The 14,673-nt window shown below is 33.6% G+C and carries 16 protein-coding genes and 1 pseudogene; 1 reads left to right on the top strand and 16 read right to left on the bottom strand.

Going from position 1 to position 14,673, the window contains the following annotated elements:
* Window positions 1-61: 61 nt before the first annotated feature.
* The 16 genes and pseudogenes from sufD to ACNQGO_RS03635 form a co-directional block, all read right to left on the bottom strand.
* Entirely contained in the window at window positions 62-1,378 is a 1,317-nt protein-coding gene (gene sufD, locus ACNQGO_RS03710; RefSeq protein ID WP_417975948.1) for a Fe-S cluster assembly protein SufD, read from the bottom strand.
* A gap of 44 nt (window positions 1,379-1,422) precedes the next feature.
* Window positions 1,423-1,812: pseudogene (locus ACNQGO_RS03705) on the bottom strand (four helix bundle protein).
* Between the two features lie 84 nt (window positions 1,813-1,896).
* Window positions 1,897-2,643 (bottom strand): Fe-S cluster assembly ATPase SufC, encoded by a 747-nt coding sequence (sufC, locus tag ACNQGO_RS03700; protein ID WP_417984239.1) that lies wholly within the window; start codon window positions 2,641-2,643, stop codon window positions 1,897-1,899.
* Window positions 2,644-2,653: 10 nt separating this feature from the next.
* A complete protein-coding gene (locus ACNQGO_RS03695; protein ID WP_417948247.1) occupies window positions 2,654-2,926 on the bottom strand; it encodes a Txe/YoeB family addiction module toxin in 273 nt (90 codons plus the stop codon).
* Window positions 2,917-3,111: a DUF2683 family protein gene (locus ACNQGO_RS03690; RefSeq protein ID WP_417948246.1), complete on the bottom strand. Its 195-nt coding sequence runs from the start codon at window positions 3,109-3,111 to the stop codon at window positions 2,917-2,919. The genes ACNQGO_RS03695 and ACNQGO_RS03690 overlap by 10 nt, the downstream gene beginning before the upstream one ends.
* A gap of 40 nt (window positions 3,112-3,151) precedes the next feature.
* Window positions 3,152-4,600 carry a Fe-S cluster assembly protein SufB gene (gene sufB / locus ACNQGO_RS03685; protein WP_417945633.1) on the bottom strand — a complete coding sequence of 483 codons (1,449 nt, stop codon included), beginning with the start codon at window positions 4,598-4,600 and terminating at the stop codon, window positions 3,152-3,154.
* Window positions 4,601-4,652: 52 nt separating this feature from the next.
* Window positions 4,653-5,021, bottom strand: coding sequence for a four helix bundle protein (locus ACNQGO_RS03680; RefSeq protein ID WP_417984237.1), 369 nt, complete (start codon window positions 5,019-5,021; stop codon window positions 4,653-4,655).
* 41 nt (window positions 5,022-5,062) lie between these two features.
* Window positions 5,063-5,392, bottom strand: coding sequence for a HesB/IscA family protein (locus ACNQGO_RS03675; protein ID WP_309758429.1), 330 nt, complete (start codon window positions 5,390-5,392; stop codon window positions 5,063-5,065).
* 269 nt (window positions 5,393-5,661) lie between these two features.
* Entirely contained in the window at window positions 5,662-6,969 is a 1,308-nt protein-coding gene (locus tag ACNQGO_RS03670; protein WP_417975942.1) for a tail fiber domain-containing protein, read from the bottom strand.
* A gap of 7 nt (window positions 6,970-6,976) precedes the next feature.
* Window positions 6,977-7,447: a T9SS type A sorting domain-containing protein gene (locus ACNQGO_RS03665; protein ID WP_417945639.1), complete on the bottom strand. Its 471-nt coding sequence runs from the start codon at window positions 7,445-7,447 to the stop codon at window positions 6,977-6,979.
* 12 nt (window positions 7,448-7,459) lie between these two features.
* Window positions 7,460-8,827, bottom strand: coding sequence for a T9SS type A sorting domain-containing protein (locus ACNQGO_RS03660; protein WP_417975940.1), 1,368 nt, complete (start codon window positions 8,825-8,827; stop codon window positions 7,460-7,462).
* Between the two features lie 213 nt (window positions 8,828-9,040).
* Window positions 9,041-9,439: a hypothetical protein gene (locus ACNQGO_RS03655; RefSeq protein WP_417975938.1), complete on the bottom strand. Its 399-nt coding sequence runs from the start codon at window positions 9,437-9,439 to the stop codon at window positions 9,041-9,043.
* A 31-nt stretch (window positions 9,440-9,470) separates the two neighbouring features.
* Window positions 9,471-10,322 carry a hypothetical protein gene (locus ACNQGO_RS03650; protein ID WP_417984235.1) on the bottom strand — a complete coding sequence of 284 codons (852 nt, stop codon included), beginning with the start codon at window positions 10,320-10,322 and terminating at the stop codon, window positions 9,471-9,473.
* A 26-nt stretch (window positions 10,323-10,348) separates the two neighbouring features.
* A complete protein-coding gene (locus ACNQGO_RS03645) occupies window positions 10,349-10,987 on the bottom strand; it encodes an IPT/TIG domain-containing protein (RefSeq protein WP_417945646.1) in 639 nt (212 codons plus the stop codon).
* Window positions 10,988-11,179: 192 nt separating this feature from the next.
* Window positions 11,180-12,928 carry a sensor histidine kinase gene (locus tag ACNQGO_RS03640; RefSeq protein WP_417984234.1) on the bottom strand — a complete coding sequence of 583 codons (1,749 nt, stop codon included), beginning with the start codon at window positions 12,926-12,928 and terminating at the stop codon, window positions 11,180-11,182.
* Between the two features lie 16 nt (window positions 12,929-12,944).
* The gene (locus ACNQGO_RS03635; protein WP_417984232.1) at window positions 12,945-13,571 is read right to left on the bottom strand and encodes a response regulator; all 627 of its coding nucleotides are present in this window, start codon (window positions 13,569-13,571) and stop codon (window positions 12,945-12,947) included.
* Between the two features lie 120 nt (window positions 13,572-13,691).
* On the opposite strand from ACNQGO_RS03635, the gene ACNQGO_RS03630 reads away from it, so the two are divergent.
* Window positions 13,692-14,549, top strand: a complete 858-nt coding sequence (locus ACNQGO_RS03630; protein WP_417967601.1) for an MBL fold metallo-hydrolase — start codon at window positions 13,692-13,694, stop codon at window positions 14,547-14,549.
* Window positions 14,550-14,673 lie beyond the last annotated feature (124 nt).

Raw genomic sequence — 14,673 nt, 5'->3', positions numbered from 1 at the left:
AAAAATAAACTCGACAGGTTTCTAAAATCTGTCGGGTTCTGTATATCAGGTTTTAATTAAACTACAAATCAAATCCCATTTTCACGCCCAGTTTGGTAGCGATAATTTTGGTGATTCGTTGTTTTAATTCTGGTATTTTGATGCTTTCGATAACCGCATTGGAGAACGCGTACATTAATAACGCTTTTGCTTCTTTCTTAGGGATTCCGCGTTGTTGCATGTAGAACATTGCTGTTTCATCAAGTTGACCAATGGTGCAACCGTGAGAGCATTTTACATCATCGGCAAAAATTTCTAATTGTGGTTTAGCATTAATAGTCGCCTTATCACTCAATAAAATATTGTTGCTTTTTTGAAAAGCATTTGTTTTTTGAGCTTCTCGTTCTACGAAAATTTTCCCGTTAAAAACGCCCGTTGAACGATCAGAGAATATGCCTTTGTAATCCTGATGACTTTCGCAGTTTGGCGTAGCATGTTGCACCAGTGTGTAATGATCTACGTGTTGCTTGTCGCCAATAATCGTAATTCCGTTCAGGTAACTCACAATTCTTTCTCCAAAATGGTAAAAATTGAGGTTGTTTCTCGTAAGGTTTCCACCAAAACTGAATGTATTTACAGCTACACTGCTTTCCTCTTGTTGTGAAACGTAAGTGTTATCGATCAAGTTAGCGGTAAGAGTATCGTTTTGAATTTTATAAAAATCAACTATAGCACGTTTTTGAGCAAAAATCTCAGTAACTGAATTGGTTAAAACTGGATTTTCGTTCAAACTCTGATGACGCTCGATAATTTGAACGTGTGCATTTTCGCCTACTACTATCAAGTTGCGAGGTTGTACTAAAAGCGCGGCTTCATTTCCCGTAGAGAAATACATGATTTCAACTGGTCTGTCTGCTACTTTACTTTTCGGAATATTGATATACGCTCCTTCATTGGCGAAAGCCGTATTCAAAGATGTTAAACTTTCTTCCTTATTTGCAATTTGATTGAAATATGTATCAACAATTGTTTTGTATTTTGATTTAGTCAATGCCGATGAAAGCAAGCAAACATCTATGCCTTCATGCGTTGTAGCCGAAAGATGGGAGCTAAAAATACCATCAATAAAGACTATTTTATAGCTGTCTATTTCATGTAAAAAGTATTTTTTTACATCAGAATACTGCACAGTATTTTCTTGTTTCGGAAAAACGGTAAAGTCATTTTTTAGTACCGCATTGAGTGAGGTATATTTCCAAGCTTCTTCTTTTTTGGTTGGGAAACCTTTGTTCTCAAAGTTTTTTAGTGCTGCTGTGCGTACATCGTGAAGTTCAGCATGAACATCGATGCGCTCCTCAAAAGCCATAAACGACGAGATTAATTTTTCTTTTAATTCCATTTTAATTTGGTTTCAGGTTTAAAGTTTAAAGTTTCAGGTTTTACCTATTGGAACTTATTTCCTTTAAAGTCTTTCTTATTTAAATAGGTGATAAAATTTTTAATTTTACCACTGAGGTTTTCATAATCTTTTTTTAACAGTTCAAATTTTGATTCATTGATATAACCAAAATTTAAAATTCTATAGAGTTGCGATCTTGTTTCACCAGCAGAACCTTTTGCAATTGATAGAAATTGTCTAAATTCAAGATTTCCATCTCTTTAAAACCCTTCGGCTATATTATCCATTACTGAACCTGAAGAAGATTTGATTTGCTCTTTGAATCTAAAATCTGATTTCAAATCGGTTTCAACAGCAATTAGATGTATTTCTTTTGCTAAGCGTCTTGCCTCCTGCCAAATTTGTAAATCTTCAAACCGATTTATGGTCGCCATAGATTTTGTTTATTCGCTTCAGGCTTTTATTAGTTTCAGTTATCTTAACTTGAAATTAATAAAGTTTTAAACTTGAAACAATTTTTAATTTTCTGCTTTAATCCAGTCATATCCTTTTTCTTCTAGCTCGTGGGCTAATTCTTTTCCACCGGATTTTACTATTTTTCCGTTGTATAAAACGTGAACAAAATCAGGAACGATATAATCTAGTAAACGCTGGTAGTGCGTAATGACTACGATCGCATTTTTATCGCTTTTTAGTTTATTAACACCATTAGCAACAATACGTAAAGCATCGATATCCAATCCAGAATCGGTTTCGTCAAGGATCGCTAATTTTGGTTCTAGCATAGCCATTTGAAAAATTTCGTTACGCTTTTTCTCTCCACCCGAAAAACCTTCGTTTAAAGAACGTGACAAAAATTTACGGTCTATTTCTAATAATTCTGATTTTTCACGAATCACTTTTAGCATTTCATTAGCCGGCATTTCTTCCTTACCGTTTGCTTTACGTGTTTCATTGATAGCTGTTCTCATGAAGTTAGTTACTGAAACACCAGGAATTTCAACAGGATATTGAAACGAAAGGAAAACGCCTTTGTGTGCTCTTTCTTCTGGTGCCAAATCAGCCAGGTCTTCCCCGTCTAAACCAATTTCACCTTGAGTTACCTCGTAATTTTCGTTTCCTGCAATTATGGAAGCAAGCGTACTTTTTCCGGCACCGTTAGGACCCATTATAGCATGAACTTCTCCTGCTTTTACTTCAAGGTTTATTCCCTTTAATATTTCTTTGTCACCTATTGAGGCGTGTAAATTTTTTATTGATAACATGTTTTCTTGTTTATTCGTAATGACCTTTTAATGATAAAATGTCTAATATCTCAATTGTGTTTTCTTCGGTAGCTTTATATATAATTCGATGCTCTTGGTTAATTCTCCTGGACCATTTACCAGAAAGCTGGTGTTTCAATTGCTCGGGCTTTCCAATACCTTCATAAGGATGTAGTTGAATATCTTTAATCAAAGCAGTAATTTTATTCATTATTGCTTTATTGCCAGACTTTAGCCAAAATTCTCTGTCTTTTTGAGCTTTTTCTGAATAAATTATTTCCACAAATCCTCTAATTTTATTTTTTTTCCTTTCCCATCTTTTATGCTTTGTTCAGCCTCCAAAATTTCTTTTACAAATTCTGGGTTATATGGTTTGTTTTCTTTTTCAATTTCAAAACCCAGTGATTTTGCCAACGATTTTAAAAGAGGCAAATCTTTTTTCTTAACGTTTTTTAAAATGAGTTCCATAACAATCGTTCTTTAATGTTAGTTCTTCAAATTTTCAAATTTAACCCACTGAACCTTCAAGAGAAATTTCTAATAACTTTTGAGCTTCCACAGCAAATTCCATTGGCAACTTATTCAAAACCTCTTTACTGAAACCATTTACGATTAAGGCAATTGCTTTTTCTGTTGGAATTCCGCGTTGGTTGCAATAAAAAACTTGGTCTTCGCCAATTTTACTCGTTGTAGCTTCGTGTTCTATTTTTGCAGTTGGATTTTTACTTTCGATGTATGGAAAAGTATGTGCGCCGCAGTTATTTCCCATTAACAAGGAGTCGCATTGCGAAAAATTTCTTGCGTTATCTGCATTTGGTGAAATGCGCACCAAACCTCTGTAACTATTTTGTGATCTTCCAGCAGAAATTCCCTTTGAAATAATCGTTGATTTAGTGTTTTTTCCTAAATGGATCATTTTGGTTCCAGTATCAGCTTGCTGGAAATTATTAGTTACTGCAATCGAATAAAATTCACCAGTTGAGTTGTCACCTTTTAAAACTACTGATGGGTATTTCCATGTAATAGCGGAACCTGTTTCTACCTGTGTCCAAGAAATTTTTGCGTTTTTCTCGCAAATCCCTCTTTTAGTCACAAAGTTATACACACCACCTTTACCTTCTTTGTTTCCAGGATACCAGTTTTGTACGGTTGAATATTTTATTTCGGCATCATCAAGCGCAATTAATTCGACTACTGCCGCGTGCAATTGATTTTCGTCACGACTTGGAGCCGTACAACCCTCTAAGTACGATACATAACTGCCTTCATCGGCAACTAATAAGGTTCTTTCAAATTGTCCTGTACCGGCTTGATTGATTCTAAAATAAGTGGAAAGTTCCATTGGACAGCGAACGCCCTTTGGAATATAACAGAAAGATCCATCGGAGAAAACTGCGGAATTCAAAGCTGCATAATAATTGTCTTTTTGTGGAATTACGGTACCTAAATACTTGCGAACTAATTCTGGATGCTCTTTAATAGCTTCGGAAATACTCATAAAAATAATTCCTTTTTCGCCCAATGTTTTTTTGAAAGTAGTTGCAACAGAAACCGAATCGACTACGATATCCATGGCTACATTATTCATCATTTTTTGCTCATCGACAGAGATACCTAACTTTTTGTACATTTCTAAAAGTTCAGGATCTACATCGTCTAATGTTTTATTAGGGTCGACTGCTTTTGGTGCGGAATAATAGGAAATCGCTTGAAAATCAGGTTTGGTGTAGCTTACATTGGCCCATTCCGGTTCAATCATTTGCTCCCAAGCACGAAAAGCCTCTAGGCGCCAATCGGTCATCCATTGTGGCTCTCCTTTTTTGTGCGAAATAGCACGAACGATATCCTCGTTTAAACCAATAGGAAAGGTTTCGGCTTCCAGCTCCGTGTAAAATCCGTATTCGTATTCTTTATTTTCGAGTTCGATTTTTAAGTCGTCTTCTGTATATTTGCTCATTGTTATTTAAAGATTTAAAGATTTAAAGATTCAAAGATTCAAAAATTGAATATTAAACTTTATTATTTGTGTCTAAATATTTAATAAAATTAGAAAGGTTTTGAGAAATTTCAATTGTTAAATTATAACATATTTGAATCTCTTCATGATTGCAAAAACCTAACTCCCTTGATAATATCAACATATTCCTAACCTCAGCACAACTGCCTTTAGAGATTTTTAAATATCTTGTAAATTGCCTATTACTGTTGTATTCTGAACCTTCGGCAATATTATTTGTAATTGAAACTGTAGCTCTTTTAATTTGGTCTTTAAAACCAAATTCCTTTTCTAAAGATTTATTGTTTAATAATTGAAAAATTAATTTAGTCAAGACAATACCTTTTTTATGGACATCAAATTCTTCAAATGATTTTGTCATACTTTCATAATCTTTTAATCTTTAAATTTTCAATCTTTTAATTAAAGAGAGAAACTTTCTCCACATCCACAAGTCCTAGTGGCGTTTGGATTATTGAAAACAAATCCTTTTCCGTTTAATCCGCCTGAAAATTCGAGAACGGTTCCTGCTAAATATAAAAAAGATTTTTTTTCAACCGCTATTTTTACATTATTGTCTTCAAAAACCTTGTCGTTCTCACCTAAATTTTTGTCAAACTTTAATTCATAAGACAATCCCGAACATCCTCCGCTTTTTACGCCTACTCTAACATAATCTTGAGTTGCGTCAAAACCATCATCGTTCATCATAGCAACGATTTTTTTACTTGCTGTATCTGATACTTTTATCATAGCTTATATTGATATTGTCTAAATTATCTGCAAAGATACGTCATATTTCGTTTTTTACATAATTACTAACATTATTATAACTTATAACTCAATAGCCAAATCTAACTTAAACAAAAAATCCTCTATCGATACATTGAAAGAGGATTTTGGAAACTGATAGTTGAAATTTTATTGTTAATTATCCTTTAATGGATAAATATTTTGTGTTACTATTTTCTGCTTTTTATTTCCTTAATTTCTTTTTGTAACTCTTCAATCATCGCTTGTTGTTATTGCATTGCTTTTACTATTGGCGCAAGTAGATCATTGTAACGAAGGCTTAACATTCCTGCATTATCTTTAGTAATTATGCTATTATCTTTAACATTAAATTTGTTAAGTGTGCTTTCCAATTCCTGTGCTATAAAACCATATTCTATTGTTGGGTTTGTGGTGGTTTCTAAAATAATTGGTTTGCCTTCACTGTCTTGAACATCTTTGCGAGTATAAGAAACAGGGTTCAATTGTTTGATAAATTCCAATCCAAGATTTGATTTTTTGATGTTAGATTTCCAGCGATTGTCTGATGTAATTGTCCAAGGTACTTGAACACTCGCTAGAGTTACGGCGGTGTTACCTATGCGCACTTGATTGCTGTTCGTTGGACTTGCAACTTGAACGTTGAAACCAACTGCAGTATTATTGTTACCCGAACTTACTTGAGAAAGGGCACGACAGCCGACAGCCGTATTGCTTTGTCCTGTAGTATTAGTTACAAGAGATCTGGCCCCAATTGCAGTATTCTCAATTCCCCCAATATTTTGAGAAAGAGAAAAAGTCCCTACCGTAGTATTATCGTCTCCATTTGTATTGCTAGAAAGCGAGCTACTTCCAATTGCAGTATTTTCAGATCCAATTGTATTGCTAAATAGAGCATTATCTCCGATTGCAGTGTTATTGTTCCCGTTTGTATTGCTTGAAAGCGATCTACTTCCAATTGCAGTATTATCAAACCCTGAATTACTACTCACAAGTGAATTAAACCCATAGCTTGTATTAAAACTTTCAATTCTTCCAGCAATAATGTTATTTCTCTTAAAAATTACATCGGAAAGGTTTGTAGTTCCAATAAAATTTGATGCTGTTGCAGTATTTCCATTTAAACCCCAAGAGTTACCACTTGTTGCTGCAAACAAAGCATAAGGTACACTTAACATTTGGCTAGTTCCAGAAATAGAGTACGTTGTTCCACCTGTTGGATCGGTTTCGGTTTTAATAAAATAAGGTCCGTTTGCCCAGTTTATGGTTGTAAAATTTCCTGCTACCAAGGTGCCACCGCCAATTTCTATCGAGGCAAGACCATTCGCATTGGTTGGTGTAGTGTGTCTTTCAATGTAAACTGCTGTACCAGTTGCTGTGGTTTGCAATATGCTTATTTGTATCCCAACGTTGGCATTTGCTACTAATGCGCCAGTTGTATTTCGCACTACAGCTTGATAACTCATGCGGTTTGGTGCTTGTGCTGTGGCAGAAAAGAGAGCAAAGAAAAAAGAGCAAAGAATAAAGATTGTTTTGATATTGTTTGTAAATGTTTTCATAATAGCTTTAGTTTTTAATAATTTTGAAAGTTTTTAATGATTTGTTGTTGTCTGAAACAGTCAAAAAATAAATAGCCTTTGATAAATTCTGTAAGGATATCTGCGTTTCTTTTTGCAAAATTTTATTAGATTGAATAACTCTTCCGTTCAAGTCAAAAAGTTGGTAATTGATGTTTTCTGAATTGTAATTTGCAATGGATAAAATTACCAAAGCTGTTGTAGGATTCGGATAAACGCTCATTGTTAAGCTAATTTCTGGAAAATCGGTTGTTCCTAATGCAAAAATTTCAACCGGTTGTTGCGCTCCTTGATTGATTGAGCCGTTTGACCCAACGGCATTGGTGTAAAACACTTGTCCAACCGTAAAACTTGATGATCCACCAGAACCAGTTGCGTTTCCGCCAGAGGCAACAGTTGCATTTTGTGCCATAAGTTTTGGTAAACAAAAAAGCATAAATAGAAGTATAATTTTTTTCATAATTCTTAAGTTTTATTGTTTTACTATTTTTTGAAAACTATTAAAACTCGAATTGGAAATATTGAGAATATAAATTCCGCTTTGTAAATGGTTTAAATCTAAAGCTTGATTGCTTAGATTTTTTAGATTGGAATTATAAATAATTCTTCCATTAAGATCGACTACTGAGATAATAGCATCTTCTAGGGAATTTTCGGTTAATATGGTAAAAATACCTTTTGATGGGTTGGGTGCTATGCCACATTTGTATTTAGAGAAATCTAAATTTGATAAACTTGTCGGGCAAGAAATCAAGAATGGTATAGTAGATGCTACAGTAGAGTTATTACCATATTGATTGAAAACATTGGATCCCCAATAAAAAAAAGTACCATCTGTTTTTATTGCTGCTGATAACTGTGAACCACCATGAATAGAATCCCAATTAATGTCAGTTCCTATTTGGACTGGAGCGAAAGCACGGGTTGTTGAATTATTGCCTAATTGACCACTTCCATTACTTAGCCAAGCCCATAAACTACCATCGGTTTTTATAGCAAGGTTATGATCTGTACCAGAACTAATCTTTGACCAGTTAGTGGCCGTACCAACTTGTGTAGGGATGTTTAAATTTGTAATGAAAGAAGGACTACCGCCTGTTTGTCTGCCCCAATGCCAAAGTGTTCCGTCAGATTTAATGGCTGTGGTATGACTTGATTTTTTGCTTATTTTTTGCCAATCTGTACCTCCAACCTGCACTAGCATTGTTCTGTTGCTAGAACCAGATCCTAAACCCAATTGACCCAAATCATTACGTCCCCAAGTCCATAAACTACCATCAGATTTTAGTGCCATAGTGGTTGACAAACCTGCGCAAACGGTTGACCAATCGGTATCTGAACCTACTTGTGTTGGCAAAGATGTGTTTAAAAGTGAGTTATTTCCTATCTGACCATTACCACCAGAACCCCAAACCCAAAGCGTACCGTTATTTTTAATGGCTGCAACATGTTCAAAACCTGCACTCATACTATTCCAGTCCGTATCGGTTCCGACTTGTGTTGGCGTTGTTACATTGTTTGTAAATGTATTGTTTCCTACTTGACCAAATAAATTGTCGCCCCAGACCCACAATGTTCCATCGGTTTTAATAGCCATGGTGTTTCTATCGCCAGCAATTACTTTTAACCAATTAGTTTGCGTGCCAATTTGTATAGGTATTGGAGCTCTTGTAACTGTACCGTTTCCTAATTGACCATCGGTGTTTACGCCCCATCCCCAGAGCGTACCATCGGGCTTTATAGCCATAGTATGATTGTAACCAACGCTAAAAGTTTGCCAACATTGCGCCTCTAACTGCTCTGAACAAATAATTATAAACAGTAAAATAATTTTTTTCATGCTATTTAATTTTAAAAGTTGTATCTCATTCGATGCGTTGGTAAACGCGTTTGAGATTTCCTTTAAGCATCATTCTATTTGCTTAGGCATAATAGGGAATGCTCAATTCTTTGTTCGTATTTGAGTTTACAAACACCACATTTTTCCGAAAGTGTACCATTGCGCAATTTCAAGATTTTTACCACATTATAAGTTTTAGATTTAAATTATGGGTTATATTTTTTTAAATACTCTTGTGCTATTACCATTAAACAGGAGTGTGTTTCCGTCTGTAGATATTAAAAATGTTACTCTTTCTTCTTCTTTGGTTTGCAAATTGAAAAAGAACAGATTATTGCCATTTGTGTACCACCCACTAGTTATAAGGTTATTTACAGGATTGCTTGGTGTGCCAAACCAATTGTCAACCTCCCCGTTAGCTTTAAATTGGAAAAAATAATCTGTAACCACCGTAAAACCACCGCTACTCAACACTTCGGTAAAGCGCCATGTTCCTATAAATTCTGGATTAAGTTCTTTTGTAGTTACCTCACTGCTTTCATCATCTTTACTGCACGAAACACAAATAACTACAAAGAATAATGTTGCTAAAATTGTTTTTAATGTTTTCATAATTTTTTTGATTTTTGTTTAATATTTTTTTTTAATAGATCCTTTGATAAACTCTGTTCAAACTGCCTTTGAGCATCATTCTGTTTTCTTCGGCGAAATAGGGAATACTCAATTCTTTGTTCGTATTTGAGTTTACAAACACCACATTTTTTCCGAAAGTGTACCATTGCGCAATTTCAAGATTCGTATTGCCAGATCCTTCATAACTTACGTTACCAGATCCACCTGCGCTACTACCAGTCCATGTTCTGCATTCGCCATTTGCATTAAACTGCAAAAAATAATCAGTAGAAAAAGAGGAATAAAACTGTCCACTACCACTACTAATTACTTCTGTAAAACGCCATTTTCCTACCAAGGCTCTATCTCTATTGTTCTTTTTTGTTGAAGTACCGCTTGAACCAGAAGATGTGGTTGTGCCACCGCCACTGTCTATGGCAATAGTATTGCCACCTTGACTGGTTGTCAATGTACTTCTGTCGAGCACCAATGCTAAAATTTGGTTGTTATATTCTGGAAAAGTAATATTGAAATGCAATTTCTTATTGACTATTGCTGCAGTTATGTTGTACCTTTTTTTGGTGTCATTTTCTGTGATTATGCCAGTGCAATTTGTAGCAGATGTTTCAGTAGCAGTAATGTTAGCCTCTTTACCATCCATGGTTAAAATGCCAGATATTTTACTTGTTCTTGGTACTGTTTTTAATGTTACAAAAATTTCTTTATTATTGTGAGTGCCATTATAATTGCCTACAAAATTGCTGACTAATTTTTTTGTCGCAACCATTTTAATAACTTTTGGTTTACTAGCTGTTTTAGTTTTTATTTTTTGTTCTTGGCATGAAAATAGTGCGATGAACAATATGAAGGTTTGAATGATCATGATATTGCAGTTTTATTGTTTGAATATTAATCAAAAGTGATTTTGCGGATTTTAAAGTCATTTGTGTCTGCAACATATAGATTTCCTTGAGAATCTATAGTTATTCCATCTAACCTGTTAAATTTGGCAATATTAGCGTTTCCATCTGCAAAACCATTTGTTGCAGTTCCAGCAATTGTTGTGACCAATCCATTGCTTGTTATTTTACGAATTTTACTTCCATCGGTAACAAATAGATTTCCGTCCGTATCAACTGCTATAACTGCTGGGTTTTTAAATTGAGCATTTGAAGCCGACCCATCGTTAAATCCAAAAGTTGAGCCAGCTATTATTCTTGCGGTTATGGTAGCAATGAAATCAAAATTGCTACTCTCGGCGTTGGCAGTAGCTACCGTAACTTTTATTTTGCCTGATCCTGCACTTGGCGGTATGGTAATTGTAAGTTGGGTAGAAGTACTATTTATTACAGGACAAACTTTGCCGTTTATAGTTACTACATTTTCGGAACTTACATTACTAAACCCAGATCCAATAATCGTTACAGGAGTATTTTTTGGTCCCGTAGATGGGTTAATACTAGTAGTAAGTAAAGTTTCTTTATCATCATCATCTTTCGAGCAGGAAAATAAAATGAGTAAACTAAAAAGTAATATGGTTTTTTTCATGATAAAATATTTTATATTGTAAAATTGATTTAAATTGAAATATCTTACAATACGCAATAAGGAGTATAGAATAAATGGGGTTTTTCTTAAAAAAAGTTAAATAGCTTAGTATTTTTAAAAGATAGAGGTGATTGTAAGCCAAAAAAAATACGCTCAATGGCGTATTTACTTTTTTTCGTATTTAAATAAATATTAAAAAAGAATTTCAATGCTGATTTTCAATCCATTATCGGACTGTATTTTTACATTCCCTTTTAAAGAAGCAATTCTCTTTTTAATATTTACCAGTCCGTTACCAAACTTGTTCTCTTCCTGAAATCCTTTGCCATTGTCCTTAATAGTAACTAGAAGTCCTTTTTTTTCAATTGAAGAAATGGCAATAATCACTTTAGTGGCTTCTGCATGTTTTACAGTATTATTTAGTGCTTCCTTGATAGAAAAAAATAGATTTTTTCGGGAATTTCCGTTTAAAATTCTGTTCGAAATAGCCTCAATATCGTCCGAAAAAATTAACTTAATTGCAGTTCCTTCAAAAAATTTGTAAGCATATTGTTTTACATATTCCGTAAAATTCTGAACATTATTATTATCTGCATTCAGGGACCAAATAAAGGCATTAAGCCTTTGAGAAATTTCAGAACTGGTATTGCTTATTTTGTCAATAAGGACTTTTTGCTTGTCGTTAGGATCATAATTTTTTAATAAATTGACATTGATTAAAATGCTGCTTAATTCGCTGCCTATATCATCGTGAAGGTCATTACTAATCTCATTTTTTTGATTTAAAATTTTCTTTTGTAACCGGTTTTTCCTTCTTATTATAATAATTACTAGCAATAAAATTAAACCGAAAAAAATCGTAGCAAGAAGTTGTAAAACTTTTATATTTTTTTCTTTATCTAATTCATTAATTTTAGCCAATAACAGTTTTTTTTCACTGTTAATATATTGATCCGTAATGTTTTGAATATAAAGATTCCCGTTTTGATTCGTTTCTTTTTCAATTTGCAATAACTTTTCTTGAGTTGACAACAATAAGTTTTTATCATCTAGAGATTGAAATTTGGCTAATGACTGCTCGTAAAAAAGTTTTTGAAAAGAAGGATTTACATTGTGTTTTTTTATTATTTCCTGTCCTTTCTCAAAATAATAATAAACTGTTCGAGATTTTTTAGAACTAGATTCTATCAAACTTCCAAAACCTAATAAAGCGGTATCATAAATCGCTGCGTCTAAAGATGTTTTGATACTTTTTTTGAGATAAAACACAGCTGAATCTTTTTTATTTTGCTTTAAAAACAGTTCTCCAAAAGTACGCTCAACATTAGCAATACACCTATTATCTTTTAAATTTCTAGCAAAACCGTACGCTTTTTTATTATAAAAATAAGCCGAATCCAATTGGCTGGTTTTAATTTTTAATTGGGCAATATCATTATAAATGTATTCTTTGTTGATTTGATATCTTTTGTGACCGATATGCATTTTTACTGGAAAGTAGCTCTTGGCTTTATGGTAAGAGGCTTCTGCTTTGGCTATTTTTCCTATTTCATACCAATTAATTCCTTCAAGGAGAAAAGCATTCGAAAGGAGTAAACTGTCTTTGGATTTTTTGGCAAATTTTATTGCTTTTTGAGCTTCGTGTAAACCAAATTGATACAATCCCGAATAATAAAAGAGCTCCGATTGTAAACTGTTTACTAAATACTGCTCGCTATCATTTGGATACTTTAATAAAACCTTTTTAGAATAATCCAACCATTTTTGAGCTTCTTCAATTTGGTCGAGTTCCAAATATTGTTCTGAAATAGCAATTGAATTCGTTATTTTACAAGTACTAGTTGTGCATTTATCAAACGACTTTTTTTTATCTGAAATTGTTTCTTGAGAAAAAACAAAAACGGCCGAAAACAGAAAAAATAGGAAGTAATATAATTTCATTTTTCTTTCATTTTAATTATCTCTTTAAAAATAGATTTACTGCTTCAACCCTAGTGTTTACTTGTAGTTTTTCATAAATATGCTGAATGTGTTTTCTTACTGTTCCGCCACTTATTTGAAGTTCGTCCGCTACTTCCTTATTCATTTTTCCAGTAGCCAACAGTTCTAAAATTTTGTTTTCACGAGGTGTTAATAGTTGTACACTTTCATCAATAATATTTAATTTTGAAAAACTTGCCACTACTTTTCGGTCAATGCTACCACTCATAGGACTTCCGCCATCAAATAAATCATTCAAGGCATCAATAATCTTAGTGGGGCCTTCGGTTTTCAAAATATATCCACTAGCTCCTGCTTTTAAACTATTAAAAATAATTTCATCATCTTCTGAAGAAGTACACATTATAAAGAGAAGTTCAGGTTTTTTGGCTTTTAATATCGAAACACATTCATAACCGTTATGACCCGGTAAATTAACATCCATTAATAATGCATCAATTGCTATTGTAGGAACAATTGCAATTGCCGTTTCTGCATTTTCAAAAGTCCCAGCTAGTTCAAATTGTTCAGTAAACTGAATCATCATTGCTAGTGCTTCTCGTAAATCGCGGTTGTCTTCAACAATCCCAATTCTTTTTTTCATATTCCCTGATTTAAAGCACAATATTAAAAATAATAATACACTTCTAAAATACGCAAATAAGCGTAGTAAATAAAACTAAAGGATTAAATTGCATTTTTTTTTCAATTAAATACAATATTCATGAAATTATATCCAATAGAAACGGGTAACTTTAAGTTAGATGGTGGCGCAATGTTTGGCGTGGTACCAAAAACTATTTGGAACAAAACCAATCCAGCCGATGCCAATAACCTCATTGACATAGCAGCACGTTGTTTATTAATTGAAGATGGTAACCAATTGATTTTGATGGACACGGGAATGGGAAACAAACAGTCTGAAAAATTTTATGGGTACTATTCGCTCTGGGGAACCCACTCCTTAGATAAATCACTAGCTAAATACGGTTTTCACAGAGATGATATTACGGATGTGTTTATGACGCATTTGCATTTTGACCATTGCGGAGGAAGTATACAATGGAACAAAGACAAAACGGGTTACGAAGTAGCGTTTAAAAATGCTAAATTTTGGACCAACGAAAACCACTGGGAATGGGCAACAAAACCAAACGTTAGAGAGAAAGCTTCGTTCTTGTCTGAAAATATCTTACCCATGCTGGAAAGTGGCCAATTGCATTTTATAAAAAGACCTGAAAGCGATTTTCTTGAAAAATCAGAATTGGGTTTAGGAATTTTCTTTGCTGATGGACATACCGAAAAACAAATGATTCCGCGTTTGAAATATCAGGATAAAACAATTGTTTTTTGCGCTGATTTATTGGCTACAGCAGGACATATTCCGGTTCCGTATGTGATGGGTTATGATACGAGACCTTTATTAACAATGCCTGAAAAAGAAAAGTTTCTGCAAGATGCTGCAGATAATAATCACTACTTATTTTTAGAACATGATGCCCACAATGAAATTATTACAGTACAAAATACAGATAAAGGCGTTCGGTTGAAGGAGGTTTATACAACAAATGAAATTTTTTAAAGCACCATTTTCAAAAAAGCAATTCCCTTACTACAGTTGTAATAGGGGATTTTTTTTGGAGTTTATTTTTTTGTTTTTTGTTTTTAAAAAGTGGAGTAATAATTCTAAAAGATTAAGCAATCTC

The sequence above is a fragment of the Flavobacterium frigidum genome, from assembly GCF_048286735.1.
In the GTDB taxonomy this organism is placed as follows: domain Bacteria; phylum Bacteroidota; class Bacteroidia; order Flavobacteriales; family Flavobacteriaceae; genus Flavobacterium.
Note: the sequence above shows the minus strand (reverse complement) of the source record. Positions and strands in the feature narration are given on the sequence as shown.

What these genes read in the sequence shown, in the direction of transcription:
- sufC (WP_417984239.1), bottom strand. Translation starts at nt 2,643, where the DNA reads ATGTTATCAATAAAAAATTTACACGCCTCAATAGGTGACAAAGAAATA.
- ACNQGO_RS03655 (WP_417975938.1), bottom strand. Translation starts at nt 9,439, where the DNA reads ATGAAAACATTAAAAACAATTTTAGCAACATTATTCTTTGTAGTTATT.
- sufD (WP_417975948.1), bottom strand. Translation starts at nt 1,378, where the DNA reads ATGGAATTAAAAGAAAAATTAATCTCGTCGTTTATGGCTTTTGAGGAG.
- ACNQGO_RS03640 (WP_417984234.1), bottom strand. Translation starts at nt 12,928, where the DNA reads ATGAAATTATATTACTTCCTATTTTTTCTGTTTTCGGCCGTTTTTGTT.
- ACNQGO_RS03665 (WP_417945639.1), bottom strand. Translation starts at nt 7,447, where the DNA reads ATGAAAAAAATTATACTTCTATTTATGCTTTTTTGTTTACCAAAACTT.
- ACNQGO_RS03690 (WP_417948246.1), bottom strand. Translation starts at nt 3,111, where the DNA reads ATGGAACTCATTTTAAAAAACGTTAAGAAAAAAGATTTGCCTCTTTTA.
- ACNQGO_RS03650 (WP_417984235.1), bottom strand. Translation starts at nt 10,322, where the DNA reads ATGATCATTCAAACCTTCATATTGTTCATCGCACTATTTTCATGCCAA.
- ACNQGO_RS03630 (WP_417967601.1), top strand. Translation starts at nt 13,692, where the DNA reads ATGAAATTATATCCAATAGAAACGGGTAACTTTAAGTTAGATGGTGGC.
- sufB (WP_417945633.1), bottom strand. Translation starts at nt 4,600, where the DNA reads ATGAGCAAATATACAGAAGACGACTTAAAAATCGAACTCGAAAATAAA.
- ACNQGO_RS03635 (WP_417984232.1), bottom strand. Translation starts at nt 13,571, where the DNA reads ATGAAAAAAAGAATTGGGATTGTTGAAGACAACCGCGATTTACGAGAA.
- ACNQGO_RS03660 (WP_417975940.1), bottom strand. Translation starts at nt 8,827, where the DNA reads ATGAAAAAAATTATTTTACTGTTTATAATTATTTGTTCAGAGCAGTTA.
- ACNQGO_RS03670 (WP_417975942.1), bottom strand. Translation starts at nt 6,969, where the DNA reads ATGAAAACATTTACAAACAATATCAAAACAATCTTTATTCTTTGCTCT.
- ACNQGO_RS03645 (WP_417945646.1), bottom strand. Translation starts at nt 10,987, where the DNA reads ATGAAAAAAACCATATTACTTTTTAGTTTACTCATTTTATTTTCCTGC.
- ACNQGO_RS03680 (WP_417984237.1), bottom strand. Translation starts at nt 5,021, where the DNA reads ATGACAAAATCATTTGAAGAATTTGATGTCCATAAAAAAGGTATTGTC.
- ACNQGO_RS03675 (WP_309758429.1), bottom strand. Translation starts at nt 5,392, where the DNA reads ATGATAAAAGTATCAGATACAGCAAGTAAAAAAATCGTTGCTATGATG.